The organism is uncultured Tateyamaria sp. (assembly GCF_947488715.1).
Classification (GTDB): domain Bacteria; phylum Pseudomonadota; class Alphaproteobacteria; order Rhodobacterales; family Rhodobacteraceae; genus Tateyamaria.
Window position 1 is genome coordinate 18148 of sequence record NZ_CANLAG010000002.1, and the last position, 26227, is coordinate 44374.

Annotated in this window: 24 protein-coding genes; 11 read left to right on the forward strand and 13 right to left on the reverse strand. The window is 62.0% G+C overall.

Going from position 1 to position 26227, the window contains the following annotated elements:
• Nucleotides 1–49 precede the first annotated feature (49 nt).
• The gene (locus tag Q0936_RS04360) at nt 50–970 is read left to right on the forward strand and encodes a hypothetical protein (protein ID WP_299297207.1); all 921 of its coding nucleotides are present in this window, start codon (nt 50–52) and stop codon (nt 968–970) included.
• Between the two features lie 11 nt (nt 971–981).
• Here Q0936_RS04360 and Q0936_RS04365 read toward each other — a convergent pair whose 3' ends face one another.
• Nucleotides 982–2181 (reverse strand): dipeptidase, encoded by a 1200-nt coding sequence (locus tag Q0936_RS04365; protein WP_299297205.1) that lies wholly within the window; start codon nt 2179–2181, stop codon nt 982–984.
• Nucleotides 2182–2300: 119 nt separating this feature from the next.
• Between Q0936_RS04365 and Q0936_RS04370 the strand changes: the two genes are divergently transcribed.
• On the forward strand, nt 2301–3281 hold the full coding sequence (locus Q0936_RS04370; protein WP_299297203.1) for a Gfo/Idh/MocA family oxidoreductase: 981 nt from the start codon (nt 2301–2303) through the stop codon (nt 3279–3281).
• Nucleotides 3282–3295: 14 nt separating this feature from the next.
• On the forward strand, nt 3296–3565 hold the full coding sequence (locus Q0936_RS04375) for a DksA/TraR family C4-type zinc finger protein (protein ID WP_299146518.1): 270 nt from the start codon (nt 3296–3298) through the stop codon (nt 3563–3565).
• On the opposite strand, the gene Q0936_RS04380 is transcribed toward Q0936_RS04375, so the two are convergent.
• From Q0936_RS04380 to Q0936_RS04410, 7 genes are all read right to left on the reverse strand, one after another.
• Nucleotides 3558–4034 (reverse strand): GNAT family protein, encoded by a 477-nt coding sequence (locus Q0936_RS04380; RefSeq protein WP_299297202.1) that lies wholly within the window; start codon nt 4032–4034, stop codon nt 3558–3560. The genes Q0936_RS04375 and Q0936_RS04380 overlap by 8 nt on opposite strands.
• 36 nt (nt 4035–4070) lie before the next feature.
• Complete coding sequence (locus tag Q0936_RS04385) at nt 4071–5891, reverse strand: M3 family oligoendopeptidase (protein ID WP_299297201.1); 1821 nt, start codon at nt 5889–5891, stop codon at nt 4071–4073.
• 135 nt (nt 5892–6026) lie between these two features.
• Nucleotides 6027–6884 carry an amidohydrolase family protein gene (locus tag Q0936_RS04390; protein ID WP_299297200.1) on the reverse strand — a complete coding sequence of 286 codons (858 nt, stop codon included), beginning with the start codon at nt 6882–6884 and terminating at the stop codon, nt 6027–6029.
• Nucleotides 6877–8469, reverse strand: coding sequence for an ATP-dependent DNA ligase (locus Q0936_RS04395; RefSeq protein ID WP_299297199.1), 1593 nt, complete (start codon nt 8467–8469; stop codon nt 6877–6879). The genes Q0936_RS04390 and Q0936_RS04395 overlap by 8 nt, the downstream gene beginning before the upstream one ends.
• A complete protein-coding gene (locus tag Q0936_RS04400; RefSeq protein ID WP_299297197.1) occupies nt 8466–9467 on the reverse strand; it encodes a ligase-associated DNA damage response exonuclease in 1002 nt (333 codons plus the stop codon). The genes Q0936_RS04395 and Q0936_RS04400 overlap by 4 nt, the downstream gene beginning before the upstream one ends.
• A 46-nt stretch (nt 9468–9513) precedes the next feature.
• Entirely contained in the window at nt 9514–10455 is a 942-nt protein-coding gene (locus Q0936_RS04405; RefSeq protein ID WP_299297196.1) for an alpha/beta hydrolase, read from the reverse strand.
• Nucleotides 10455–10745: an SCP2 sterol-binding domain-containing protein gene (locus tag Q0936_RS04410; protein ID WP_299146511.1), complete on the reverse strand. Its 291-nt coding sequence runs from the start codon at nt 10743–10745 to the stop codon at nt 10455–10457. The genes Q0936_RS04405 and Q0936_RS04410 overlap by 1 nt, the downstream gene beginning before the upstream one ends.
• Nucleotides 10746–10819: 74 nt before the next feature.
• Between Q0936_RS04410 and Q0936_RS04415 the strand changes: the two genes are divergently transcribed.
• The 5 genes from Q0936_RS04415 to Q0936_RS04435 all read left to right on the forward strand — a co-directional run bounded on the left by Q0936_RS04415 (nt 10820) and on the right by Q0936_RS04435 (nt 15888).
• On the forward strand, nt 10820–11377 hold the full coding sequence (locus Q0936_RS04415) for a tetratricopeptide repeat protein (protein WP_299297195.1): 558 nt from the start codon (nt 10820–10822) through the stop codon (nt 11375–11377).
• 21 nt (nt 11378–11398) lie between these two features.
• Nucleotides 11399–14296, forward strand: a complete 2898-nt coding sequence (locus Q0936_RS04420; protein WP_299297194.1) for a helicase-related protein — start codon at nt 11399–11401, stop codon at nt 14294–14296.
• The gene (locus tag Q0936_RS04425) at nt 14297–14683 is read left to right on the forward strand and encodes an RNA-binding S4 domain-containing protein (RefSeq protein ID WP_299297193.1); all 387 of its coding nucleotides are present in this window, start codon (nt 14297–14299) and stop codon (nt 14681–14683) included. It begins immediately after the preceding gene.
• A 51-nt stretch (nt 14684–14734) separates the two neighbouring features.
• Nucleotides 14735–15070, forward strand: coding sequence for a ferredoxin FdxA (gene fdxA, locus Q0936_RS04430; RefSeq protein ID WP_299146507.1), 336 nt, complete (start codon nt 14735–14737; stop codon nt 15068–15070).
• A gap of 305 nt (nt 15071–15375) precedes the next feature.
• Complete coding sequence (locus Q0936_RS04435; protein ID WP_299146506.1) at nt 15376–15888, forward strand: CarD family transcriptional regulator; 513 nt, start codon at nt 15376–15378, stop codon at nt 15886–15888.
• Between the two features lie 61 nt (nt 15889–15949).
• Here the strand turns inward: Q0936_RS04435 and cobS are convergent, their stop codons facing one another.
• Nucleotides 15950–16714 (reverse strand): adenosylcobinamide-GDP ribazoletransferase, encoded by a 765-nt coding sequence (cobS, locus tag Q0936_RS04440; RefSeq protein WP_299297192.1) that lies wholly within the window; start codon nt 16712–16714, stop codon nt 15950–15952.
• A gap of 71 nt (nt 16715–16785) precedes the next feature.
• Here cobS and cobT point away from each other — a divergent pair, with 71 nt between their 5' ends.
• A complete protein-coding gene (gene cobT, locus Q0936_RS04445; RefSeq protein WP_299297191.1) occupies nt 16786–17793 on the forward strand; it encodes a nicotinate-nucleotide--dimethylbenzimidazole phosphoribosyltransferase in 1008 nt (335 codons plus the stop codon).
• 71 nt (nt 17794–17864) lie between these two features.
• Here cobT and Q0936_RS04450 read toward each other — a convergent pair whose 3' ends face one another.
• Nucleotides 17865–19739 (reverse strand): cation:proton antiporter, encoded by a 1875-nt coding sequence (locus Q0936_RS04450; RefSeq protein WP_299297190.1) that lies wholly within the window; start codon nt 19737–19739, stop codon nt 17865–17867.
• A gap of 19 nt (nt 19740–19758) precedes the next feature.
• Nucleotides 19759–20214, reverse strand: coding sequence for an Lrp/AsnC family transcriptional regulator (locus tag Q0936_RS04455; RefSeq protein ID WP_299297189.1), 456 nt, complete (start codon nt 20212–20214; stop codon nt 19759–19761).
• A gap of 136 nt (nt 20215–20350) precedes the next feature.
• Here Q0936_RS04455 and hppD point away from each other — a divergent pair, with 136 nt between their 5' ends.
• Nucleotides 20351–21445 (forward strand): 4-hydroxyphenylpyruvate dioxygenase, encoded by a 1095-nt coding sequence (hppD, locus tag Q0936_RS04460; RefSeq protein ID WP_299146501.1) that lies wholly within the window; start codon nt 20351–20353, stop codon nt 21443–21445.
• Nucleotides 21446–21458: 13 nt separating this feature from the next.
• Here hppD and Q0936_RS04465 read toward each other — a convergent pair whose 3' ends face one another.
• Nucleotides 21459–24008, reverse strand: a complete 2550-nt coding sequence (locus Q0936_RS04465) for a hypothetical protein (protein WP_299377920.1) — start codon at nt 24006–24008, stop codon at nt 21459–21461.
• A 184-nt stretch (nt 24009–24192) separates the two neighbouring features.
• Here Q0936_RS04465 and Q0936_RS04470 point away from each other — a divergent pair, with 184 nt between their 5' ends.
• A complete protein-coding gene (locus Q0936_RS04470) occupies nt 24193–24855 on the forward strand; it encodes an SIMPL domain-containing protein (RefSeq protein ID WP_299377922.1) in 663 nt (220 codons plus the stop codon).
• Between the two features lie 13 nt (nt 24856–24868).
• Here the strand turns inward: Q0936_RS04470 and Q0936_RS04475 are convergent, their stop codons facing one another.
• Nucleotides 24869–26161, reverse strand: a complete 1293-nt coding sequence (locus Q0936_RS04475; protein ID WP_299140163.1) for an O-acetylhomoserine aminocarboxypropyltransferase/cysteine synthase family protein — start codon at nt 26159–26161, stop codon at nt 24869–24871.
• Nucleotides 26162–26227 lie beyond the last annotated feature (66 nt).

Consider the following 26227-nt stretch of genomic DNA (forward strand, 5'->3'; position numbering starts at 1 on the left):
GAAAACGAAAAGCCTCGCCTTCGGGCGGGGCTTTTGCCTATCTGATGCCATGTCCGACCTCGTTTTTCACGTCCCCCGATCCTGGTTTTCGCTGAGCGGAGAGGGGTTTCGCCCGTTCTATGTCCGCCTGATGAAAGGGCTGGATGCGCGTGGCGTGGCCTATGAGGTCGAGGTGCTGGACCGGGACACCCTGCCACAACGGGTCGAGGCGGACAGCGCCATCCATGTGGTGCATCACGGGCGGTTTGCACACCCGCGCGCGCGCAATGCCGACGTGGCGTACATCTATCCGTTCTGGAATTTCGACGCGCAGGGCATTCGGGCTTTTTCCTCGATTGGAAAGACCGCCTTTCCACAAGACGACATTGACCCCGAGGTGGCCCGCCCGTTCTTTCGCAGATTGCGCAAGCGGATCGTTGGTGGACGGACGTCCCGCTATGAACAGCCCACAGATGCGGCGGCAGTAAACCCGGCCAAGGCTGCTGTGTTTCTGCAATCCGAAGGGCACCGCATCGTTGGTGAAACCTGCTATCTGGACCGCTGGCAGATGCTGCGCGGCGTCTGCGCGGACACGGACGGGCCAGTGTTGGTCAAGCCGCACCCACGCGACACTGACCCCACCACACATGAGATGTTGAGGGCATTGGCGGACGAGTTTCCGCATATGACGCTCAGTTCCGGCAATATCCATGACCTGATTGCGGCCACTGACCGCGTGGTGACGATCAACTCTGCTGTGGGGGTCGAGGCCTATTTGCACCGCAAGCCTGTCGTTCTGTGCGGCCAGTCGGATTTTCACCACATCGCCGACGTGGCCCGCAGCCCGCAAGACCTCTCACAAATCCTGTCCCGCCCGCCCCGCAAACGGGCCTATGACAAGTTCATCTGGTGGTACTTTGGCGACCGCTGCCTCAGCAGCACGGATCCCGATCTGGCCGACCGCGTGTTGGGACGGTGTGGCCTCGCGTGAACCCCTAGACGTCAATTCAGCCGTGCACGCAGCACGCGGATCATGTTTCCGCCCATGACTTTGGCGATGGTGTCGTCGTCCAACCCTGCAGCGGTCAGTGCGTGGGTCAACGCGGGCAATTCGGATGTGTCGAATGCCGTCTTGACCGATCCATCAAAGTCGGACCCAAGCGACACGTGATCCGCCCCCACCGTATCCACTGCCTGCACGATCATGGCGGCAATGGCGTCGGGCGTTGCGTCACGGCACAGGATCGAACCCCAGTAACCCAGCCCGATCACACCACCTGTCTGGGCGACCGCGATCATCACTTCATCCTCGAAATTACGCTGCACCGGGCAAAACCCGTGTAGCCCCGTGTGACTGACAATCACGGGCATGTCCGTCATGGCGATCACATCGCGCGCCACGTTTGCGTGCGAATGTGCAAGGTCCAGCACCATGCCGCGCGCCTCGATCTCGCGCACCACAGCGCGACCAAAATCGGTCAATCCTTCTCCGCTCACGCCGTGCAAGGATCCGCCCAGCTCATTGTCAAAGAAATGATGCAATCCGATGATCCTGTGTCCCGCGGCCTCCAGTCGCTCCATGTTCGCAATCTCGCCTTCGAGCGCATGCGCGCCTTCGATCCCGAGCAAGCCACCCACGGCCGTTCCACCGTTGGCGCGCATGTCCAGATGCGCCTCCAGGTCAGCGCGCGAGGTGATGACGCTCAACCGGTCTGGCGCACGTTTGGCGACGCGGTGCAGCCGTTCGGCCTGGTAAACGGCCCGCTCCAGCAACGAATCCCACGTGCGCGGCGGCCAAAGCTGACCGATAGCCAAGGGCGTGATGTTGTCAAACGTGTCGGCTGAATTCGAACTGTAGTTTTGCCCCGCAGGAGATTTCGTCACAGCAGAAAACACCTGCAGCGCCACACCCCCTTCGATCAGGCGGGGCAGGTCCACATGACCACGCGTGGCGCGTTTGGAAATATCGCGCTGCCACAGCAGGCTGTCCGCGTGCCAGTCACCCACCATCAGTGTGTTGTGCAGTGCCCGCGCCGTGTCAGAAACAGGGTAGGGATCATGCGGCACAACTTCGTTGCGGCTGCGTTCCACATAGCCCGGCGCGATCGCCAGAAACGCACCAACCGCGACGACGACAAGGGCCAGCAAGACTGCAAGAATACGTTTGACCAGACGCATGGCGACACCTCTGCTGTGAAACATCAGTGTAGCCCCGGTCGGGTCAAAGCACCAACCCTGACCCGGCGGCAGGTCGGGGTTGTGGGGCGCGCGCCTTTGGGTATGGTAGCGCAAACAGTGACCATGAAAGAGGGCGTTCAGCTATGTCAGATCCAATCCGATGGGGTATTCTGGGCGCCAGCGCCTTTGCACGGCGCGACATGGCGCCCGCGATCCACGCGGCACGGGGCGCCGAACTGGTCGCTCTGGCCACGTCCGCTGCCGCCAAAGCCGAGCCGTTCCAGGCGTTTTGCCCCGGTTTGCAGGTTTTCGAGGACTATGACGCGATGCTGGCCGATCCGGGCATCGACGCGGTCTACATTCCCCTGCCGAACCACTTGCATGTGGAATGGTCGCTCAAGGCACTGGCGGCTGGCAAACACGTGCTGTGTGAAAAACCGATGGCGATGGCGGCGGATGAATACGCGCCGCTGATTGCCGCCCGCGACAGCTCGGGCCTGTTCGCCACAGAGGCCTATATGATCGTCAACCACCCGCAATGGCAACGCGCGCGCACGCTTTTGCGCGACGGTGCGATTGGCAAGTTGATCCACGTCGAAGGCACGTTCGGTTACAACAATGCGACTGATACCGGCAATGTGCGCAACCGGCCGGAAACCGGTGGGGGCGGCATTCCGGACATTGGCGTCTACACCTATGGCGCAACCCGCTGGATGACCGGAGAAGAGCCGGAAGCCATCACGCACACGGATGTCGATTTTGAAAACGGCGTGGACGTCGTGGCGCGTGTTTCGGCACGGTTCCCCAGCTTTACCGCCCATTGGGTGAACTCGATGCGCACCCACCCGGTGCAGGACATGACCTTTGTCGGTGATGCGGGGGTGATCCGCCTGACCGCGCCATTCAACCCGGCGCGCTTTGCCACGGCACGGCTTGAATTGCATCAGGGCAGCGTCATGACCGAAGAACGGTTCCCCGGCGTGGACCATTATGTGCTACAGGTTGAGGCGTTCACGGCGCATGTGCGCGACGTTGCACCATATCCGTGGACGTTGGAGGACGCGCGCGGCACGCAAGCCATGATAGACGCGATCTTTGACAAGGCGAGGAATGACAACGGCTGAACAGCGAGGTGACGATGGCAGGCGGTTGGGCAAAAGACGGCGCAGTATCGGAACAGATCGAAGCATCGGTTTCAGATGAATTGGCACGGATGCAGGCACGCCGCCGCCCCGTGGGTGAAAGCCTGACCCACTGCGCTGAATGTGAAGAACCCATTCCCGAAGCGCGCCGGGCAGCCTTGCCAGGGGTCAAACTCTGCGTTGATTGTGTCGCCGAACGCGATGCCGCGTTCCAGGCGCGGGGTGGCATCAACCGACGTGGGTCAAAAGACAGTCAGCTCAAATAGACACCAGCGTCATCACCATGACGTTTTGCGGGCCAGCATCCCCATGCGGCCATATCTGTCCGGTGTCCACAAAGCCGCCCTTGCAATAGGCCCTGTAGGCTACCGGGTTGCCAATGTTCACAGTCAGCCACAGCGCACTGCGCCCCGGATACTGGCGGGTCATATACGCAGGCAGCGCGTGGCAGGCCCGTGTGCCGAAACCGCACCCCTGATGCGCTGTATCGATCATGAAGGCGCGCAATCCCAGACCATCGGGTGCTGCAAACGGATACCGTGTGGCATATGCCCGGTCGATCTTGAAAAAACCAACCGGGGTCGCGTCGTTTAGGATGGCGTGAAAATCGACGTCCGGTTCTGCGGCGTCAAACGCCTCTGAAACGGTGCCGGAATAGCGGATTTGGTCGTGGCGCACTTCAATGTGCGCCACGCGGTCCAGGTCTTGGGGCGAAAGCGGGGCGAGGGTGATCATCCGATCACCAAAGCAGCTGATTTCGCAGGAGTGGGGTCACCCCTCCATGGCCTCCAGCTCGTCGATAAAGCCCGAGATCATGCTCAAACCCTTGTCCCAGAATTTGGGATCAGAGGCGTCCAGCCCGAAGGGGGCCAACAGCTCTTTGTGGTGCTTTGAGCCACCAGCCTTAAGCATGTCGAAATACTTGTCCTCGAACCCTTCGGCACCATCGGCATAGACCGAATACAGGGCATTCACCAAGCCGTCGCCAAAGGCGTAGGCATAGACATAGAACGGCGAGTGCACAAAGTGCGGGATGTAGGCCCAAAACGTCTCGTAACCGTCCATGAACTCAAAGGCAGGCCCAAGGCTCTCCGCCTGAACAGACATCCACAAGGCATTGATGTCCTCCGGGGTCAATTCGCCCCCGCGGCGTGCCTCGTGCAGTTTGCATTCGAAGTCATAGAACGCGATCTGGCGCACGACGGTGTTGATCATGTCTTCGACCTTGCCGGCCAACATCACCTTGCGCTGGGCATCTGTCTTGGCCCCATCCAGCATCTTGCGGAATGTCAGCATCTCACCGAACACAGACGCGGTTTCGGCCAGTGTCAAAGGCGTCGACGACAGCATCTCGCCCTGACCGGCGGCCAGCACCTGATGCACACCGTGCCCCAATTCGTGGGCAAGCGTCATAACATCGCGCGGTTTGCCGAGGTAGTTCAGCATGACATAGGGGTGCACATCGGTGACGGTCGGATGCGCAAAAGCGCCGGGCGCCTTGCCGGGTTTCACGCCCGCGTCGATCCACCCCTTGGTAAAGAACGGGTGCGCCAACTCTCCCATCCGGGGATCAAAGGCATTGTAGGCATCCATCACGGTCTGTTGCGCTTCGTCCCAGCCGACAATGCGCGGGTCTTCCATCGGCAGCGGTGCATTGCGGTCCCAGACTTGCATCGTTTCCAGGCCCAGCCACTTGCGCTTCAGCTCATAGTAGCGGTGGCTCAGCTTGGGATAGGCCGCAACGACCGCGTTGCGCAGCGCCTCGACCACCTCGGGTTCCACCTGGTTGCTGAGGTGTCGGCCAGATTGGGCAGTCGGCATGCCACGCCAACGGTCCAGGATTTCCTTTTCCTTGGCTTGCGTGTTGTGAACGCGGGCAAAGGTCTTGATATTGCTCGAAAACACTTCGGCCAGCTCGCGGGCCGCGGTCTCGCGCTTTTTGCGGTCCGGGTCGGTGAGAAAGTTGAGCGTGCCCTCGATGTTCAGCGCCTCACCGTCGATGTCAAAGGTCAGACCGGCAATAGTTTCGTCAAACAGGCGTTCCCAGGCATCGCCCACCACACCCAGATCGTGCAGAAACTTTTCCATCTCGTCGGACAGTTGGTAGGGCTTCATCGCCCGGATCTTGTCAAACACCGGCTTGTAGCGGGCCAGTTCGGCGCTTTGCTGCATGGCCGCGCTCAAATGGTCGTCCTCCAACCGGTTCAGTTCCAGCGTAAAGAACACGAGCGGCGTGGTGAAGTTGGTGATGTCTTCCTGGCAGTCGGACATGAACTTTGCCCGATCCGCATCCGTGGTCAGCTGGTAATAGCGCAGTCCCGCATAGGACATGATGCGGCCCGCAATCTGGTTGATGCGTTCCTGACGCTGGATACAGGTCAGCAGACCCGCCGCGTCCAACGCGGCCAACTTACCTTCGTAGTCGGCGGCAAAACTGGTGCAGGCCTGCTCCAACCAGTCCAGATCGCGCTTGAGTTCGGGCGCGTCCTCGCCGGCATAGAGATCATCAAGGTTCCATTCGGGCAAATTGCCCAAGGGTTGATCCCCGGATGCGGCGTTTGCGTCTCGGACAGGGAAGGGAAGGTGGAACATGTGCGTACCTTTTGTTGGGCGTTGCGTCATAGGTATGAGGTGCCGTCAGCGGGGGCAAGGGTTTCGCGGTGCAGGCCGTCTGGCGTCGCACCAAGGCTCTGTCTTTAAAACACCGCCGTGTGAATATTGTTCAATTCAAGGGCAGAAAAGGCCCGTTGGCGTGTCCACAAAGATCTTCTGCCGTTCCTCGGCGGTGGTGATGGCGCTCAGGCCGTCGGCAAGGGCCGCCGCCCGCGGCATGCCCGCACCGTTCAACATGATATGTGGCCAGTCTGATCCCCACAGACACGCATCGGGATTGGCGTCGATCAGACGGCGCATCAGGGGGGCGGCCAGCGCGATGTCATTCGTCAGCCGGTAGGGCGCAGACAGTTTGACGATCACATGCCCCTCCGCCATCAAATTGCACAACGTATCGATTGCTGGCGTGTCAGGGTCGAGGTTGGTGGGCCAACCGCAATGGTCGATCACCAGCGGCACGGGCAGGGCGCGTATATCATCTGACAATTCAACAATGTGCTGATCTGCATGCAGCAGCATCTGGATGTGCATGCCCTGATCGGCCAGCATCGGTGCCATCGCCCGCGCCCCGTCCCAGGTCAGAACACCGCCATGCACATAGTTCAGACGCACGGCGACAACTTCGTTCTGCGCCAGATGCGCCACCTCCGCCTGGCTGGCGCCATCGGGCAACAAGCCCACGCCCTTGAACCCCCGTCCGAGCGCGCGCACCGCATCCAATGTCACGCTGTTGTCCGTTCCATAGATGATCGAATGGACAATCAGGCTGCGCGTACATCCCAATGCGCCCAGATGCGCACGAAAGAGCCTCAGCCAATCGTCAAAGTCATGGCCCGGCGCGGGGTCCTCGGCGCGGGTAGGCGACAGGGGATGCTGTGGCCCACCCAGCATGTGCACATGGGCGTCCCACGCGTTTTCCGGCAGGGCAATAGTGGGCGCAGACGCGGCAAAAGGAGCTTGGGCACTATCCATAGGTATTCAACATCTCGTTCAGGTCGTCGAGGCTGTTGGCCTCTTGGATCGGTTTGTCGTGACGCCAGCGCGACATGCGCGGAAACCGCAGCGCGACGCCTGACTTGTGGCGGCTGGAGGCTTGAATGCCCTCAAATGCAATCTCGAACACATGTTCCGGCGTGACCTGCCGCACGGGTCCAAAGCGCTGTTGCGTGTTCTTTTTCACCCATGCAGTGATCTTGCGAAACTCCTCATCGGTTAGCCCGGAATAGGCCTTGGTAAATGGCACCAGATCGTTGCCGTTCCATACCGCAAAGGTGAAATCGGTGAACAGGTTGGCCCGGCGGCCATGCCCCGACTGCGCATAGATCATGACCGCGTCGATGGTCAGCGGGTCCAGCTTCCATTTCCACCAATCGCCCTTCTTGCGTCCGGTCAAATAGGGGCTGTCGCGACGCTTGAGCATCAGACCTTCGGCCTGTGCCGCGCGCGCCGTGGCGCGCTGGTCGGCCAAGTGTTCCCAAGCGTCGAACGGCACTGTCGGGGACAGTTTCACAGGAGCATCTGTGGGCAGGTTTCCGCATACCTCTTCGAGGGTTGCACGCCGCACCTCAAGCGGCTCTTGTCGATAATCAACACCACCCCATTCAAGCAGATCATAGGCATAGAGGATCACGGGCGCTTCGCTCAACAGCTTCTTGGGAACCGTTTTGCGCCCAATACGCTTTTGCAGGGCGTTGAAGCTTTGCGGCGCGCCGTCACCCCAGGCCAGCAGTTCTCCGTCCAGAACGGTGCCATTCGGGATGAAATCCAACGCCCGCGCCAATTCGGGAAACCGGTCGGTCATCAACTCTTCGCCACGCGACCAAACGTAATGCGCACCGTCGCGCAGGATCAATTGCCCGCGGATGCCATCCCACTTCCACTCTGCTTGCCAATCCTCTGGATTCCCGAGGGATTCCGGCGCGTCATCAAACGCATACGCCAAGTAAAACGGATAGGGCCGCGATGCGTTGGCCGCCGGGTCATCGTCGACTGTCAGCTGCGCCCACGTGATGCGGGCCGGATCCCAATCGCCCATGAGGCGATGCGCCATCTCGGCCTCGTTCTTGCCGGTCGCACGAGCCAGCGCGCGGGTCATCAGTTTTTGACTGACACCCACCCGAAACCCGCCCGTCAGCAACTTGTTGAACAGGAACCGCTGCGTGGTGTCGAGGCTGCGCCACGCCTCCAGCACAAAGTCCTTGCGCGCGGGTTCTTCCACATTTGCAAGATTGCGTAACGCATTGATCCAATGGCTCAATCCGTGATCTGTGTCCGTGTCCGGCAGGGGGAGGACAAGGGCGATGGTCTCTGCCAAGTCGCCAACAATGGGATAGGCCTCTTCAAAGAGCCACAGCGGTATGCCCGCAACCTCAGCGGCCCATTCGCGCAACCGGGTCGAGTTGACCGCCCGCTTGGGGCGACGGCCAGAGAATATGGCAATGGTCCAGATCCGGTCCTCTTCGGGTGCGGTCAGGAAATAGTCGGTCAAGGCCGCGACTTTTACGGTTGTCTTGGTCGATTGGTCGATGGCGTTGAACAACGCAGCAAAGCGTTTCATGCGGCGTCTTCCTCTGCGTCTTCGCCGCCAAATTCGGTTTGTAGGACCTGCGCATTCCACCCCTGTTCATTCAGGTAGCGCGTAAATATATCCGTATAACCGTGCGTAACGTATATGTTTTCTGCGCCCGTTTCCCGGATCGCGGACAACAGGCCCGACCAATCGGCATGGTCAGAGATGACAAATCCCCGGTCGCCCGCGCGTCGCCGACGGATGCCGCGCACCGCCATCCATCCAGAGGCAAATGCCGTCTCTTGTGGACCAAATTTGCGCGCCCATGCGGATCCAAGTGCCGAAGGCGGGGCCAGCACAATAGCGCCCGGATGATCCTTGTGAACAAGGTCGCCACCCGCCTGAATGGTTGCGGCCAACGGGATACCCTGCGCGCGCATCACTGCGTTTGTGTTCTCGATTGCCGTGTGCGTCAGGATCGGGCCGATGTCAGGGTCCAGCATCGACATCAGCCGTTGCGCCTTGCCCAGGGCATAGCAGCCCAGAAATGCGGTCTTGTCGTTGGCGGCACATCCGCGCCACCAGTCATTGATCTGTGCCGCAATCACGTCCTGACTTTGCCAGCGGAACACGGGCAGGCCGAATGTACTCTCAGTGATGAAATGGTGGCACTTCACCGGCTCAAAGGGCGTGGATAACCCGTCGCCCACGACCTTGTAGTCGCCCGATGCCACCCAGACCTCGCCGCCAACCTCGACCCTGATCTGCGCCGAGCCGGGTACGTGACCGGCGGGGTGGAACGACACGGTTGCACCACCGATGCGGCGCGTTTCGCCGTAGCGTACCGTGTCGATGGACACGTCACCAAGACGGTGGCGCATCACCGGCGCTGCGATATCGGTTGCCAGATAGTGCCCCATGCCCCACCGGGCGTGATCCGCATGTCCATGCGTGATCAAAGCCCGATCAACCGGTTTCCACGGATCAATGTAGAAATCCCCGGCGGGGCAATAGATGCCCGAAGGCGTAAAGGTCAGCGCAGCCATGTGCGCAAACCTAGCATGCTATTTTCCGGGGGCCAGTGGCGCGTGGTCAGGCGGCCTCGGCAAAGCGTGTGGTCATAGTGTCAAAGATGCCGGCGCGTGTCGTGGCGTCTTCCATCAGCACCTCGTGCTCACCGCCCTGCATCATGTGCAGCGTGCCGTGGGTCCAGGTGTCCATCCGCGCTTCGATCCGCCCGGTGTGCACGATCCGTTCGTTTGTGCCGAGAAAAGCGTCGCAAGGCACCTGAGGCGCGGGCATACGCGCCAGCGCCAGCGTTTCGTCCAGCGCCTCGCGCAACCAGACAAAGCTTGGTCCCCCCAAGGCCAGTTCGGGATGGGCCTGCAGCTGCTGCCGCATCATGTCGAACATCTCGAAATCGGTGGTCAGGACGTTGTCGTCGAAATCCGCAGTCAGCACATAGGAATCTAGGATCGTCCCCGGCGGCAAACGGTGCCCTTGCCCGATCGCAGGCATCATCCGCCCCAGCGCCCAGGCCACAGGGCGCAGGTGTGGAGAAATGCGGATGCCCCACATCGGCCCGGTAAACGCTGCGGATCGCACATCGAGGCCGTCATGCAACGACCGCAGGCCGATGCAGCCGCCCATCGAATGCGCCAGCAGGTAGTAGGGTTTTGGCAGGTTCAGCTCTTGCGCGGCGGCAACCATGGCCGCCACGTCCAACTGGTAGTCGCCAAATGTCTCGACATGTCCAATCCGGGCGTCGTCGAGCAGCCGGTCCGCCAACCCCTGGCCACGCCAGTCGATCACAATCGTCGCATAGCCGCGCGCCGCCAGATCACCTGCGGCGGGTGCGTACTTTTCCACGTATTCCGTGCGCCCCGGAAACAGCAGGACTGTCCCCTTGGGCGCGTCGGGCTGATACACGCCGACGCGCAGGCGCACGCCGTCGGACGCATGTGTCCAATAAGCTGCCCCGTCGATCGGCGCAGGGCTCACATCGGTGAAAAGAGGGGCAGCCGTCAGGGTCATCAGGCCAGCACAGATGCCAATTTCATGGCCATCCCCATATCGCCGTCCACTTTCAGCTTGCCGGTCATAAAGGCGGCTGTCGGGTTGGTGTCGCCTTCAAGGATGGACCGGAACGTGTCTGCATCCGCCGACAGGGTCACATCGGCCTCTTCGTCAGCCGCACGCGCGCCATTTGCATCCATCATGATGGCACCTTCGCCGTCGATGTCGAATTTCGCGGTGCCGCTGAAATCGGCATTGGCCAGCTTTTCATTCAGCACGGCCACGGCTTCGGTCACTGTGTCACTCATCTTTGATGCCCTTTTTGGTCAGTGGACGGGAGGCATGTCTGGAATTTGCAGCCCGGCCTGTTACATTCACCGTTATGGGCACTCGTATTCGCAAACTCTACCCTGTCGTCACGGCACTTTTACTGACAGTAGGGAATTCCTTACCTGCACAGGCGCAATCCACGCTTGACGAGATGATGCAGGCCTTGCGTGACGCCGAACCGGCCGAGGCCACACACCTCACCCGCGAGATCGAGCGCACATGGGCGCAATCGGGCTCGACATCGCTGGATATGCTTCTGCGCCGGGGCCGCGCCGCCCTCGAAGAAGAGGACATCGATGTGGCCATCGAACACCTCACCGCGGTGACCGACCATGCGCCAGATTTCGCCGAAGGCTGGCACGCCCGTGCCACTGCCTACTACATGAAGGGCCTTTATGGCCCCGCGCTCGACGATCTGCAGCGCGCGTTGATTCTCAATCCCGACAATTACAACGCGATCTTTGGACTGGGCGTAATGTTACAGGAATTCGGCGACTACGTGCGCGCCGAACAGGCCTTTGGTGAGGTGCTCGACTTGCATCCCAACCACGAAAACGCCACCAAGGCGCTAAAGCAGCTGCAAGCCAAGGGCATTGGCCGCACGCTCTGACGAGGGATCGGGGGACTGCCCATGTCGGGCGACACGCGCGTGGTGGCCGTTCTCGGCCCCACCAACACAGGCAAGACAACCTATGCCATCGAACGGATGCTGGGCCACCGCACAGGTGTGATCGGCCTGCCGTTGCGGTTGCTGGCGCGCGAGGTTTACGACCGCATCGTGTCGTTGCGTGGCCCGTCCGTCGTGGCACTTGTCACCGGCGAGGAACGAATCGTCCCGCCCCGGACCCAGTACTGGGTCTGCACTGTTGAGGCGATGCCCGAAGGGATGGGATGCGATTTCCTGGCCATAGACGAAATCCAGCTCTGCGCCGACCCTGAGCGCGGGCATGTCTTTACCGACCGGCTGCTGCGCAGTCGTGGACTGCACGAGACCTTGTTTCTTGGGTCCGACACAATGCGTGGCCCCATCGCGGCGCTGGTGCCAGAGGCGCAGTTCATGCGCCGCGAACGGATGAGCCAATTGGTCCATTCCGGGCAGAAAAAGATCAGCCGCATGCGCCCGCGCAGCGCCATCGTCGGGTTTTCCGTCGACAACGTCTATGCCATCGCCGAACTGATCCGCCGCCAAAAGGGCGGGGCCGCCGTGGTCATGGGCGCGCTCAGCCCGCGCACCCGCAACGCGCAGGTTGATATGTACCAAAACGGTGAGGTCGACTATCTTGTGGCCACCGACGCCATTGGCATGGGCCTCAACCTCGACATTGACCACGTGGCGTTTTCCTCGCTCACCAAATTCGACGGACGACGGATGCGTCCGCTCGCGCCCAACGAATTGGCCCAGATCGCAGGCCGGGCAGGGCGCGGGCAAAAGGATGGTACGTTTGGCGTGACAGGCGACGTGCGCCCGCTCGACGATGGCGTGGCCCAGGCGATCATGGACCACCGCTTTACCCCGCTGTCCAAACTGCAATGGCGCAACCACGCGCTGCAATTTGGCACCATCGACGCCCTGATCCGCAGTCTCGAGGCGCCCTCGGATCACGAGGTGCTGGTCAAGGCGCGCGAGGCGGACGACCTTCAGGCGCTCAAATCGCTCGCTGAATCCGCCGAAGTCACCGCGCGTTGCACGGACGCGCTGTCGGTCCGGTTGCTTTGGGATGTGTGCCGCGTGCCCGATTTTCGCGGTATCAGCCACCAGGAACACGCCAATCTGCTCGACGTCATTTTCCGCTATTTGCACGAACGCGGCACGATCCCGAACGACTGGATGGCGCGCCAGATCAAGCGCATCGACCGGTCCGACGGCGACATCGACGCCATCAGCAAACGATTGGCGTTTATCCGCACATGGACCTACGTGGCGCAGCGGAAGGGCTGGGTCGATGACGAAAGCCATTGGCGGGACGCAACACGCCATGTAGAAGACCGCTTGTCAGATGCTCTTCACGAAAAGCTGACACAAAGATTTGTAGACCGGCGCACATCTGTTTTGCTGCGCCGGCTAGGCCAGAAGGAGGCCATGGTGGCCGAAGTAAATGACGCAGGTGAAGTGACTGTCGAAGGCGAGTTCGTCGGCAAGTTGGACGGGTTCCGGTTCTCTCAGGACAAGGGGGCGGGCGCGGCCGAGGCCAAGACGATCAAGACGGCGGCGCTTCAGGCGCTTGCACCGCATTTCCACCTTCGGGCTGATCGGTTCTATAACGCGCCGGACACCGAACTGGACTTTACCGAACAGGGTGGCCTCATGTGGGGCGCATCGGCAGTCGGCAAATTGGTGGCGGGCGCGGACGCGCTCAAACCCATGGTCGAGGTGTTCGTGGACGACGTGGCCGGCCCTGAGGTCGCGCAAAAGGTTCAACGCCGCCTGCAACACTTCATCGACCGCAAGGTTGCTGCACAGTTTGAACCGCTGATGAATATCCAGCGCGACGAGACGCTGACCGGTCTGGCCAAGGGTTTTGCCTTTCAGATGGTCGAGGGTCTGGGCGTGTTGCCCCGTGCCACGGTGGCCGATGACGTCAAGGCGCTGGATCAGGATGCGCGCGGTGCGCTGCGCAAACATGGCATCCGCTTTGGCCAATTCACGATCTTCATGCCGCTCCTGCTGAAACCCGCACCAACACGGCTGCGCCTGGTGCTGTGGTCATTGGTCAACGGCCTGTCAGAATTCCCGGAATCGCCGCCCCCCGGTCTGGTGACCGTGCCTGCGATGACCGATGGACCGCGCGGCGTGGACACGATGTCAGGCTACCGTAATGCGGGCGACCGGGCCATCCGCATCGACATGTTGGAACGGCTGGCGGACATGCTCCGCTCCGAAGATTCGCGCGGCGGTTTCGAGGCCAAGGCCGACATGCTGTCGATCACCGGCATGACGCTGGAACAGTTCTCTGGTCTGATGGAAGGTCTTGGGTACAAGGCTGAAAAGGGTGAGCGCGAAAAGGTCAAAGCGGTTGATACCGTGATTGCCGCCAAGCCCGAAGCAGACACGCCGGTGATGGATGCGGGCGACACAGCACCTGCCACGGCAGGGGGCGAAACACCCGCGCCCGCGGATGTGTACGAGGGTACGGCAGACATCGCCGATGCAGGGCAGGCGCCCATCATCGCCGAGGCCGCCGAAACACCCGAAGTGGCCGCCGACATCCCGCAGTCTTCCGAGACTGAAACGGATCCCGGCACGGCACCTGATGCGGCCACGTCCGAGACTGAGATGGAAGTGTTTTACACCTTCACCTGGGGGCGCAACGCAGGTGGCAACCGCCGCCCGCAGCAAGGTGGCAACCGCCGGCCCAACCAGGGTGGCAAGGGCGCACCCAAAGGCAAACCCAAGGGCAAAGGTGGTCCGCGCCGCGATGGCGGCAACAAGGCCCAGAACTTCTCGGCGCGCCCGCCCAAAAAGGAAAAGGCGATCGACCCCGACAACCCCTTTGCCGCAGCCCTCATGGGGCTCAAGGACGGCAAGTAAGTGGCCGAAAACACGGGTAAACTGCGCCTCGACAAGTGGCTGTGGTTCGCCCGTTTCTTCAAAACACGATCTCTGGCCGCCACACGTGTTGCGGCAGGCGATGTGCGGGTCAACGGTGACCGGGTGACAAAACGGTCCACGACCATCACACCCGGCGACATCCTCACCTTTTCACAAGGTCGTGTGGTGCGCATCATCGAGGTCGTGGCCATCGGTACGCGCCGGGGACCCGCGCCCGAAGCGCAGGCACTTTACACGGATATGTCCCCGCCACCGCCGCCAAAAGAGACGCCCGTTCCGGAAAATCCACGTTTCGAGGGAAAAGGCCGCCCGACCAAGCGGGACCGCAGGCAGGGTGATCTTTCGCGCGCGCGCCATCTTGAATGATTGGGTCTGCTGATTTAGCTAGGCCTCTGACTGACACATGAGACAACTCGCATGACCTATATCGTCAACGATGCCTGCATTGCCTGCAAATACACCGACTGCGTCGAGGTATGTCCGGTGGACTGCTTTTACGAAGGCGAGAACATGCTGGTGATCCACCCGGACGAATGTATCGACTGTGGTGTATGCGAACCCGAGTGCCCCGCCGACGCGATCCGCCCGGACACCGAGCCGGACATGGAACAGTGGGTCGAATTCAATCGCAAGTATTCCGAGATGTGGCCGGTCATCATTACCAAGAAAGACCCGCTGCCAACGGCCGAGGACATGGACGGTAAACCCGGCAAGATTGATCTGTTTTCCGAAAATGCTGGCGAAGGCGGCTGAGGCACCGATTCGGCTTTTGACGTGGTAACGCTGCGCCTGCGGTATGAATTGCGGGATATAACGGCCTGAAAACGCCATGGTTTTCGGAAAATGACCCTAGGTCAACTTTCGAATGCGTCGTTTTTGTGCTATGCTGCTTGAACAACTGACATACGGATGCCGCCCTGACCCGCCGCACTTGCTGGTGGGCCTGATAAAATCTTTGACCGTAAACCGCACCTGGACGGGGCAGAGGATGCCCCGCCTTATGCGGTTTTTGACTGTCGAAATTTGCCGGAGGTGCCGTGGTCGCATGAGGATCAGGAATGACAAAATCTAAAAAACTCGACTTCCGCCCCAACGAATACGTGGTCTATCCCGCCCATGGCGTTGGCCAGATCACGTCGGTGGAAAAGCAGGAAGTGGCCGGCCTTGAGCTGGAACTGTTCGTCATCTCGTTCGAGAAAGACAAGATGACGCTGCGTGTGCCGACACACAAGGCGACCGAGATCGGGATGCGCGCTCTGTCCAGCCCCGATGTCATCAGCCAGGCCATGAAGACGCTCAAGGGCAAGGCCAAGGTCAAACGCGCCATGTGGTCGCGCCGGGCGCAGGAATACGAGCAAAAGATCAACTCCGGCGACCTGATCGCCATCGCCGAAGTGGTTCGCGACCTGCACCGCACCGACGACCAGCGCGAGCAGAGCTATTCCGAGCGTCAGCTTTATGAAGCGGCGCTGGAGCGGCTGACCCGCGAAGTGGCCGCCGTATCCGGCGGTGACGAGATCGCCGCCGCCAAGGAAGTCGGCGACGTCCTGACCAGCCGTGTGGCTGCGTAACGCGATCTTCGGATCAAAAATCGTTTGAAATCAGGCGTGTCCCCGCGGGGACACGCCTTTTTCATGCGGCAAGGGTCACGAGAATGACCAAGACGGTGATCTCGGTGGCGATCTGGGTCGCGCCGAGAATGTCACCTGTCTGACCGCCGATCTTCGTGCGCGCCAGTTTGGCCATGCCGCCCATGACACATCCCGCCGCCGCCACAGCGACAAGTCCAGCAGCACCTGCGCATAAAATCGCGCCAACAGCGCCGATCAGCACTGCGGCGCATGTCGGTCCAAAACTGGCGCTGCCGACGGAGCGCGACAGCCCGACGTCGCGAGCATGGGGCAGGGCGTACATGAGCGGCACCATCATCGCGCGGCTGACCATCAATGCCGCCAGCAAGCCGACCCAAGAGATGTCAGCCAATGCGGTCCAGCGCAGTCCCATGGCGATGATCAGGGCCAGAACGCCGTAGGCGCCGATGCGGCTGTCTTTCATGATCTCAAGGCGTCGCGTAATGTCGTGTCCGCCCCAAAGCCCATCTGCGGTGTCGGCAAACCCGTCTTCGTGCATGGCACCTGTCAGCATTGCCAGCGCGCCCAAGGTCACACCGGCAGTCAGCGGCGCGGGCACCCCCATTGCGGCAAGGCCACCAAATAAGGGCGAGAGGATCAGCGCCAGTATGAGGCCCACCAGCGGATAGGCCCAAACAGCGCGTGCACCGTTGGCAAAGGCCCGGTCCGGCAATGCGGGCAGCGGCAGCCGTGTCAGCAGAACAAGCGCGGCCGGTACGTCCCAAAGGCGGGCCGCAACGGGGATGTCGGTTTCTTTCTGTGGCATGTCCGGTCCTGACTTGCGGGCGCGTGCGCATTGGGTAAAGAGCGTGACAGCAACAGGCAAGGATGACGCACATGAGTTTTGACACACTGGACGGGCTTCGCGCTCTTTTGGCAGACATGCCTGTGGCAGATGATGCAGCGGTGGCAGGGGCCACGGAGCGGAACGGACAACTGACCAAGCCACCGGGTGCGTTGGGACGGCTGGAAGATCTGGCGATTTGGTATGCAGGCTGGCGCGGCGACGCACGCCCGCAGATCACAGCGCCTCAGGTCATCGTTTTTGCCGGAAACCACGGTGTTGCGGCGCGGGGCGTGTCTGCCTTTCCGCCGGAAGTCACTGTGCAGATGGTGGCGAATTTTGAACATGGTGGCGCGGCGATCAACCAATTGGCGCAGGCCTTTGGCGCGCGGATGGATGTGGTGGCGCTCGATCTGGACGTGCCAACGGCTGATTTCACGACGGGTCCTGCAATGAACGAGGTCGAAGCCGTTGCTGCCTTGCGCGCGGGCTGGGACGCGGTGGATGCGGGCGCGGACCTGTTGGTTGTGGGTGAGATGGGGATTGGCAACACGACCTCGGCTGCGGCCATTGCGGCGCGCCTCTTTGGCGGTGTTGCCGGGGACTGGACCGGGCGTGGGACTGGTGTTGCGGATGATGCGCTGGCGTTGAAGACGCAGGTCGTCGACGATGGGTTGGCTGCACATGGTGCTGCGACCGATGGTTTGGATGTTTTGATGCGTTTGGGCGGGCGCGAGTTGGCCGGTATGGCTGGGGCCATAGCTCGGGCGCGTGCGCTGCGCATTCCGGTGATCATGGACGGGTTTATTTGTACGGCAGCTGCGGCCTGTTTGGAAAAGACGGTGGCCGGTGCGCTGGATCACGTGGTGGCTGGCCATCAGAGTGCTGAAGGGGCGCATGGTCGGATGTTGGAGGCTTTGGGCAAGGCGCCGCTCTTGTCGCTTGGGTTGCGACTGGGCGAGGGGTCAGGTGCTGCGTTGGCAATCGGGGTTTTGAAAGGCGCGATTGCCTGTCACTCCGGCATGTCGACCTTTGCAGAGGCGGGTGTGTCAGACGGTTGAGCCGGTGGGTGCTCTGTTTTGCTGACGCAAAAGGCGCCCACCCACCGACCCTTTTGGGGCAAGTTTAGTTTTCAGGCGCGCTTAGGTTCTTCCTGGCGGGCGGACAACGCGGCTTCGAGGGTCTTTTCAAGGGACTTGGCCCGTTCGACATAGGCGTCATTTTTGGATGCGGGAATGTCTGGGTTCCAGACTTCGGCCAGTTGCCGGACAGCATCGCGGTCATGGGCGTAGAACACGCGCTCGGCTTCGGCGGCTTCGTATTCGGTGAGGCCCAGATTTTCGAGCGCATAGCGGCCTGCGCGCAGCGAGCTGTCGAACATTTCGCGCACGATGTCGTCAGCGCCTGCCTGGTAGAGTTTGTAGACATGCACCCGGTCATAGGCGCGGGCGATGATGTGCAGGTTGGGACGTTCCTTGCGGGCATAGGCCACGAGTTTGGTGGCCACGTTCGGATCGTCCAGCGCCACAACCAGGATGCGCGCGTGGTGCAGGCCGGCCGCGTGCAGGATGTCAGGGCGGCTGGGGTCGCCCAGAAACCCCTTGAACCCAAAGCGGCGCATCAGTGCGATGGTTTCCATGTCGTGATCCAGCACAACGGTTTTGAAGCCTGAACCTTGCAGCAGTCGGTTTACGATTTGGCCGAACCTGCCGATGCCTGCGATGATCACCGGGCCTTCGGTGTCGATGGTGTCGGCCTCGACTTCTTCGGACGTGTCGCCCATGCGGCGTGTGATCAATTCGTAGAGGATGAACAGCAGCGGCGTGATCAGCATGGTCAGTGCCACCACGAGCAGCAGCGTCTCAGCGACCCCGCGGGGCAGGATGCCCTGACCCACGGAGAAGGCGACGAGGACGAAGCCGAACTCGCCCGCCTGAGCAAGGCCCAAGGTAAAGAGCCAGCGGTCGCGGCCGGCTATGGCAAAGGCACGGGCCAGACCGTAGAGGACGGCACCTTTGATCGTGATCACAAGGATGGCCATGGACAGCAGGGCGGGCCAGTCTTCGAACAGCAGCGTGAAATTGATGCCTGCGCCCACTGTGATGAAGAAGAGGCCCAGCAGCAGCCCCTTGAACGGTTGGAGGTCGGATTCCAGTTCGTGCCGGAATTCTGAGCTGGCCAGCACGACGCCCGCGAGGAAGGCGCCGAGCGCAGGCGACAGGCCCACCAACATCATCAGGAACGAGATCGATACCACGATCAACAACGCAAGCGCGGTGTACATTTCCGGCAAGCGTGCAGCGTGGATAAAGCGGAAGACCGGGCGTGTCAGGAACACACCTGCAAAGATCACTGCACCGATTGCCGCGATTGTAACGAGGGTCACGCCCCAGGCGGGCAGGCCGTCAACGAGGCTCATCGCGGCGTGGCCGTGGCCATGTCCGTCGGCGGCGTTACGCGCGATCGAGCCATCTGCGCTGATTGTCATCGGCAGCGTGACGACAAGCAGCGGCAGAAAGGCGAGGATGGGGATGACGGCGATATCCTGAGTGAGCAGCACGGAGAACACGTTGCGCCCGCCATTGGTTTGCATCAGCCCCTTTTCCGACAGGGTTTGCAGCACAATGGCCGTGGACGACAGCGCCAGTGTCAGCCCGATGGCGAGCGCCACGCCCCAAGGCTGGCCGTAGGCCATGGCAACCCCCATCAGGGCCAGCGCCGAGATTGTCACCTGCATCCCGCCGAGGCCCAGCAGCTTGTGCCGCATGTCCCAGAGCGCGCGCGGTTCCAGCTCCAACCCGATGAGGAACAGCATCATCACCACGCCGAATTCTGCAAAATGCTGCAGGTCTTCGGTTTCGGACCCGACCAGGCCCAGGACAGGCCCGACAATGATCCCGGCGGCGAGATAGCCCAATACCGATCCGAGGCCCAGCCGCGCGGCGATGGGTACGGCGATGACAGCGGCAGCGAGGTAGATTGACGCCTGGTAGAGGAAGCTTTCCATGTCGGTCTCCGTCGTCGGATCAGGTCGGCAGCGGCCCGTCGCGTTTGAGGTGGTCCATGACGATCTGGCTGTGCACCCGCGCGACAGCGGGATGGGGCAGCAGGATGTCGTGTATTAACGTGTTCAGGGCGGCGAGATCGGTGCAGTACACGCGCAACAGATAATCCGCATCGCCGGTCAATGTCCAAGCACTTGTGACCTGTGGTTGTGCATTGATCAACCGGGCAAAGCCTACGGCGTGTTCTGGCCCATGTGTGGCCAGATGCACTTGAACAAACCCTTGCACCCCGAGGCCCAGTTTGGCCGCGTCGAGCCGGGCGACATAGGCCTCGATGTATCCTTCGGCCTCCAGACGTTGCTTGCGGCGGCCAATCTGGCTGGCCGACAGGTTCAACGCCTCGCTAAGCTCCTGCGCGGTCAGAGAGGCGTCACGTTGCAAGGCGGCCAAAAGGCGGGTGTCTGTGCTGTCCAGCATGTGCGGTAGTCTCGCGTTAAATAACAGAAATGTGCGGGTTTCGCGCATCTTTTGAAAGACCACACTGGGAGAATGCGCGCTATTGCCGCGGCACACGGGGTATTCTGTGCGCAGACACCCGAGCAGGAGACAGCAAATGGGACCCTTTCCGCACAACGCCCCCAAGTCGAAGATCACCGCAGACAATCCGATGGGCACAGACGGGTTTGAGTTCGTCGAATTTGCGCACCCTGAGCCGGAGGCCCTGCGCGAGGTGTTCACCCAGATGGGCTATGCCCGTGTGGCGCGGCACAAGACACGTGACATTGAGCTGTGGCAGCAAGGGGATATCACCTATGTCCTGAACGCGGACCCAGGCAGTTTTGGCGCGCAGTTCGTGGATGCGCACGGGCCTTGCGCGCCGTCGATGGGGTGGCGGGTTGTGGATGCACAGCACGCCTTTGAAAGGGCGGTGCAGCTGGGCGCCAAACCCTATGAGGGTGCGGGCAAGGTGCTGGACGTGCCTGCCATCTACGGCATCGGCGGCAGCCTGATCTATTTCGTGGACCAGTATTACGAAACATCGCCTTACAACGACGCCTACGAATGGCTGGAGCAGTCCAAGCCGCGCGGCGTGGGGTTCTTTTACCTCGATCACCTCACGCACAATGTCCACAAGGGCAATATGGACACATGGTTCCGGTTCTACGGCGACCTGTTCAACTTCAAGGAAATCCGGTTCTTTGACATCGAGGGCAAATTCACCGGGCTGTTCAGTCGCGCGCTGACGTCGCCCTGTGGGCGCATCCGTATCCCGATCAACGAAGATCGTGGCGAAACCGGGCAGATCGTGGCGTACCTCAAGAAGTACAAGGGCGAGGGCATTCAGCACATCGCAGTTGGGTCGGATGACCTTTATGACAGCACCGATGCGATTGCGGGCAACGGGCTAAAGTTCATGCCTGGCCCACCTGCCACCTATTACGCGCTCAGCAAGGATCGCGTGGTGGGACACGACGAGCCGCTGGACCGGATGCAGCGTCACGGCATCCTGATTGATGGCGAAGGCGTCGTGGATGGCGGAGAAACAAAGATCCTGCTTCAGATATTTTCCAAAACGGTGATTGGCCCGATCTTTTTCGAGTTCATTCAGCGCAAGGGTGATGACGGATTTGGCGAGGGGAACTTCAAGGCGCTGTTTGAAAGCATCGAGCAAGAGCAGATTGACAGCGGCGAATTGGTGACGGATTGAGACGGCTTGGGCGTCAGCCCTGCGGCATCTTCAGGACGACGTTGCGTCCGCTTTTCTGGTAGCGCAATTCGCTGTCGCCGATGGCGGACACACGCCCGCCGTCGACGCGGTCACCCACTTTGACCTTTTGGTAACGCCCGTTCGACAACCGCACCAGCGCGCGGCGGTTCGACGGTGTGCCGTAGACCCCGATCAGATTTACACGTCGCAGATTGATGGCGTTGCGCACCGTGGCCTCGCGCGCGACGGACGCCACGGTTGGGATGGCGGGTGTCACCGTGCGCGGTGCAATGGCGGCTGTGCGTGTTGTGGTGCTGGGCCGGGCGGCGCGTTCGGCCCGTGCGACGATGCGGTCAAAATTGCGGGGCCGCGTCGCGGGGCGCAGCATCGGGGCCGTGGCCAGAACGGTGGGCTCCGGCGTTTCGATCGTTTCTTCGGGTGCGGTTGTTGCAACCTCGGGGGCCGCTTCTTCTTGGGGGGCGGCGGGGCGCAGGCGTGGGCGCAGCGCCGCCAGTTCCGTGCGGGACAAGCCGCCCAGCGTGGCGCGTTCGTTTTGCTCAACCAGATCCGTGGGGCGCGGGCGGGGGCGTATCTGTGCGATCAGCGGATCAATTGTTGGCGCCTCTTCGGGCCGGGCGCGTGTGGCGGGCGGTGTCACAGCCGGGCGTCCCAGGAACACTGTGAACCCATCGGGGCTGAGGGTGCCATCCACGCTAGGGATCACGCGACCATTTTCGTCCAGTGCGAGCGTGGTGCCCGCCGCAAGCGGTGATGCAATCACGGGAAGCGCCTGATCGGTTTGAAAACTGTCCTCGCCCGCCATGGCCACGGCGTCGAGTGCGGGGCTCACCGGGTCGATGCCGGTGACGTAGAGCCCGTCAATGTCGACCCTGCCCACGGGTGATGCCGCGCCGTCCGGTGCCTTTGGCCAGATGCCCGTCACGGCGTAACGCGCCTCAAGTGCCTCGGCATCCAATTCTTCGGGGGCGATGGGGTCGGGTTGCGGGTCGCGCAGGGCGTCGAGCACTGCGGCATCCTCTGCGGTCAGGCCATCGGTGAGGCTGTCGTTGAGCGCGGCCACCACCACACCATCCGCCGCGGCCTCGTCCGGTGCCAGCGTCGTGGTCGCACCCACATCTTCGGCCAGTGCCGCTTGGGTGTCATCGGGCAGGGTCGAGGCCAACGTGCGCTCGCGGCCGGGAAACAGTTTGGCCAGCCCTTCGTCCAGAAAAACCGAAGCCCATGCCGCAACCCCGGCAAGGAACACCAACAGGACGGCGGTGAGGATCAGCCCCAGGAAACGCGGTTTGCCACCGACCGCCGTTTCGCCACGCGCGCCGAAAATGGTCATGCGTTCGGATTCGAGTGCCGCCGCTTTGCTGGGCGCCGTTCCTGCGTCAGGTGGTAGGGCCGCTGCGGGCGTAGCCTTGGGCGGTTTGCGGCGCGACAGGAACCCGCCCTTGCGGGCCGCGACTGGAGCAGCGGCAGCGCCGGGCGGATCAACGGGCGTGGGTGCAGCGACGGGGCGCAGGCTGTCGGCGGCCTCTTTGGGTGGGGCCAAGGGGGTCGCAGGCCCGGCAGGCGCTTGTGTGCTCAAAGGCGGCGGTGTGGCTGCACCGGGGGCAGGTGGCGTGCGCGTCACACCGCCCAGCTTTGCCGGTGCAGGTGTCGAGCTGGGGTCCTGCCTGCGGCGGGTTGCAAAGCCCAGCAAAGCGGGCGTTTCTTCAGGCTCAGGCTCAGGCTCAGGCTCAGGCTCAGGCTCAGGCTCAGGCTCAGGCTCAGGCTCAGGCTCAGGCTCAGGTGCTTGGGGCGTCGTTTCGGCTTTTACGTCCGGTTCCGGTTGAGACGGGGTGTCTGGTTCGGCATCTGCCGTAACGTCCGACACTTCATCCGGCTTCGGCGCGTCCGGCACAACCTCTGGCGATTGATCAACGATTGCGTCCTGTTGATCCGCCGTGTCCGATGTATCTGCGGGCTCTGGCACAACGGTGGCGGGCGGTGCCTCGGCGCTGTCGATATCGCCTACGACAACCACGCGCACGCCGTCGGGGCGGACGGTGGCACCTTCGGCCAGCAGCGTTTTCGACAAAGAGGTCTGGCCAAAGAACGGCTCGCCCAGAAAACCGGCGGTCTCCGGTGCGGCGACAAAGCTGACGGGATTGAACTTGTGCTCGACGGCAAAGGCTTCGGCCTCGGCCAGGGTTTCGCGGGCGACGGCGGCCACGTGGGTCTGCGCGCCTTCGGGCGAAATGTCGATCGCCAGCGCATCGACGGTATAGGGTGTGGCACCGTCCAGCGCCAGCTCTGCCGCAGCCCGGCGGGCATCAGCGTCCACGTCTCCGGTGTCGATGGTCAGATATTTGATCTGGTCGTCGGGAATGATCAGTTTTGAGCGGAACCGCTTGGTCTTGACCCGTGCGCCGCTCTTGCGCAGGTCGGCCAGCGCGGCTGGCAGGTCGGGTGTCGTCACCGACACTTCGCCCACCAAATGCCACCCACCTGCTGCGCGGTGCAGCAGACGGATCCCGTCAAAGGACAAGGATAGCGCGAAATTAGGCTTCATACTGGGCCTTTAGCAATTTCAAGTCATGGATGGAATGGCATCCATCGTCGCGGTCAGGATAAAGCAGGACTTTGCCCATGCAAAGCAAAAGCCCACCGATGTGGTTGAGTTCTGTGTCGGGACAGGCTCACATGCGGCTGCGCATGGCGCACCACACAGGAGCAGGATGAATATGAGATCATGGATGATGGCCGGTATCGTGACGCTGGCGATGACAACGGCGGGGCTGGCGCAGGACGCGACGGGCACCGTGTCGGTGGTGGGCGAAGGCCAGTCGACAGCCGTGCCGGACATGGCTGTGATCTCGCTTGGGGTGACGCACAGCGATGCGTCGGCCAAGGCGGCAATGGACCGGGTCAGCGCCGACGCGCGGGCGCTTTTGGGGGTGCTCGAAGCGTTCGGCGTCATGCCACGTGATGTCCAGACCGAGCAGGTGGGTGTGCAACCGCTGTGGAACAACGACCACGGGCACCGTCACATCGCGGGTTATGTGGCGCGCAACGGTGTGTCGGTGCGTGTCCGCGACCTGTCCCAACTGGGTGCGGTCATCGACGCGGCCCTGAATGTCGGTTCAAATGACTTTGGCGGGGTGCAATTCCAGCTGTCCGATCCGGCCCCTGCGATGGCAGAGGCGCGGGCGGCAGCGGTGCGTGACGCCCGCGCACGCGCCAGCCAGATGGCCGCGGCGGCAGAGGTCGCGCTGGGCCCCATTGTCACGATGTCCGAAGCGGGCGCAGGTGGCCGCCCGGAAATGTTCGCCGCCGCGCGGTCTGCGGATGTGCCCATTGCAAGTGGCGAAGTGTCGGTGACCGCGCGGGTCGCGGTCACCTTTGGTTTGCTGCCCTGAACGGGCGCTATAGTCAGCTGACGGCCTTGGACAGCGCCTGATCCAGATCGGCAATCAGGTCGTCGGCATCCTCTGTACCGATAGACACGCGCACCACTTCGGGTGCGGCGCCCGCTGCGCGTTGCTGTTCGACGGTCAACTGGCGGTGCGTGGTCGAGGCCGAGTGGATGATGAGCGAACGCGCATCGCCGAGGTTGGCGACATGGCTAAAGATCTCCAGCGCGTTCACCAGTTTGACGCAGGCGTCATAGCCACCCTTAACCGCAAAGGTGAACAGGCCACCCGCACCGCGCGGGCAAATCTTGGCCACGCGGTCGAAATAGGGCGAGCTTTCGAGGCCTGCGTAAGTGACGTAGTCCACGCGGTCGTCTGCTTCGAGCCAGTTGGCGATTTTGACGGCGTTTTCCACGTGGCGGTCCATGCGCAGGGACAGGGTTTCTGTTCCCATCAGCGTATAGTGCGCCGCTTGCGGGTTCATGGTCATGCCCAGGTCGCGCAAACCGATTGCGATACCGTGGAAGGTGAAGGCCAGCGGACCAAAGGTCTCGTGGAACTTCAGGCCGTGATAGGCCTGTTCCGGGGCCGACAGGGACGGGAACTTGTCATTCGCGGACCAGTCGAATTTGCCGGAGTCGACGACGCAACCGCCTGTGACGGTGCCGTTGCCCGTCAGGTATTTGGTTGTCGAGTGCACCACCAGCGTCGCGCCATGTTCGATGGGGCGGCAAAGGTACGGCGTGGCCGACGTGTTGTCGACAATCAGCGGGATTTCGGCCGCATCCGCGATGGCGGCAATGGCGTCGAGGTCGGTGATGTAGCCGCCGGGGTTCGCAATGGATTCGCAGAACACGGCGCGCGTGTTTTCGTCGATGGCGGCCTTGACCGCGTCCAGATCGTCAAAGTCGACAAAGGTCGCCTCCCACCCAAACCGTTTGATGGTCTGGCTGAACTGGGTGACCGTGCCGCCATAGAGGCGCGTTGACACAACCACATTCAGGCCCGGTGCCATCAGCGGGAACAGTGCCATGATCTGTGCCGCGTGGCCCGATGAACAGCACACACCGCCAACGCCGCCCTCGAGTGTGGCAATGCGTTCCTGCAATACGGCCACAGTGGGGTTGGTCAGACGCGAGTAGATATAGCCAACCTCTTGCAAGTTAAACAGCGCCGCCGCGTGTTCGGCATCGCGGAACACGTATGCTGTGGACTGGTAAATCGGTGTTTGCCGCGCACCGGTGGCGGGGTCTGGCCGCGCGCCAGCGTGGATCTGAAGGGTGTCAAAACCGTATTTTGGGCCGTCGTTCATGTCGTCTGTCCTCTGCCAGGCAATTTCTGCACCATCGTTAGGCAATGGCGCGAGGCGGAGCAAGGC

Bases quoted from the DNA above. Each gene is read 5' to 3' on its own strand.
- cobS (WP_299297192.1), bottom strand. From the start codon at position 16,714: ATGCCACAGAAAGAAACCGACATCCCCGTTGCGGCCCGCCTTTGGGAC.
- Q0936_RS04455 (WP_299297189.1), bottom strand. From the start codon at position 20,214: ATGCTGGACAGCACAGACACCCGCCTTTTGGCCGCCTTGCAACGTGAC.
- Q0936_RS04415 (WP_299297195.1), top strand. From the start codon at position 10,820: ATGGGCACTCGTATTCGCAAACTCTACCCTGTCGTCACGGCACTTTTA.
- Q0936_RS04400 (WP_299297197.1), bottom strand. From the start codon at position 9,467: ATGGCTGCGCTGACCTTTACGCCTTCGGGCATCTATTGCCCCGCCGGG.
- Q0936_RS04385 (WP_299297201.1), bottom strand. From the start codon at position 5,891: ATGTTCCACCTTCCCTTCCCTGTCCGAGACGCAAACGCCGCATCCGGG.
- Q0936_RS04435 (WP_299146506.1), top strand. From the start codon at position 15,376: ATGACAAAATCTAAAAAACTCGACTTCCGCCCCAACGAATACGTGGTC.
- fdxA (WP_299146507.1), top strand. From the start codon at position 14,735: ATGACCTATATCGTCAACGATGCCTGCATTGCCTGCAAATACACCGAC.
- Q0936_RS04410 (WP_299146511.1), bottom strand. From the start codon at position 10,745: ATGAGTGACACAGTGACCGAAGCCGTGGCCGTGCTGAATGAAAAGCTG.
- Q0936_RS04465 (WP_299377920.1), bottom strand. From the start codon at position 24,008: ATGAAGCCTAATTTCGCGCTATCCTTGTCCTTTGACGGGATCCGTCTG.
- Q0936_RS04450 (WP_299297190.1), bottom strand. From the start codon at position 19,739: ATGGAAAGCTTCCTCTACCAGGCGTCAATCTACCTCGCTGCCGCTGTC.
- Q0936_RS04405 (WP_299297196.1), bottom strand. From the start codon at position 10,455: ATGACCCTGACGGCTGCCCCTCTTTTCACCGATGTGAGCCCTGCGCCG.
- Q0936_RS04380 (WP_299297202.1), bottom strand. From the start codon at position 4,034: ATGATCACCCTCGCCCCGCTTTCGCCCCAAGACCTGGACCGCGTGGCG.
- Q0936_RS04390 (WP_299297200.1), bottom strand. From the start codon at position 6,884: ATGGATAGTGCCCAAGCTCCTTTTGCCGCGTCTGCGCCCACTATTGCC.
- Q0936_RS04420 (WP_299297194.1), top strand. From the start codon at position 11,399: ATGTCGGGCGACACGCGCGTGGTGGCCGTTCTCGGCCCCACCAACACA.
- hppD (WP_299146501.1), top strand. From the start codon at position 20,351: ATGGGACCCTTTCCGCACAACGCCCCCAAGTCGAAGATCACCGCAGAC.
- Q0936_RS04360 (WP_299297207.1), top strand. From the start codon at position 50: ATGTCCGACCTCGTTTTTCACGTCCCCCGATCCTGGTTTTCGCTGAGC.
- Q0936_RS04470 (WP_299377922.1), top strand. From the start codon at position 24,193: ATGATGGCCGGTATCGTGACGCTGGCGATGACAACGGCGGGGCTGGCG.
- Q0936_RS04370 (WP_299297203.1), top strand. From the start codon at position 2,301: ATGTCAGATCCAATCCGATGGGGTATTCTGGGCGCCAGCGCCTTTGCA.
- Q0936_RS04395 (WP_299297199.1), bottom strand. From the start codon at position 8,469: ATGAAACGCTTTGCTGCGTTGTTCAACGCCATCGACCAATCGACCAAG.
- Q0936_RS04365 (WP_299297205.1), bottom strand. From the start codon at position 2,181: ATGTTTCACAGCAGAGGTGTCGCCATGCGTCTGGTCAAACGTATTCTT.
- cobT (WP_299297191.1), top strand. From the start codon at position 16,786: ATGAGTTTTGACACACTGGACGGGCTTCGCGCTCTTTTGGCAGACATG.
- Q0936_RS04375 (WP_299146518.1), top strand. From the start codon at position 3,296: ATGGCAGGCGGTTGGGCAAAAGACGGCGCAGTATCGGAACAGATCGAA.
- Q0936_RS04475 (WP_299140163.1), bottom strand. From the start codon at position 26,161: ATGAACGACGGCCCAAAATACGGTTTTGACACCCTTCAGATCCACGCT.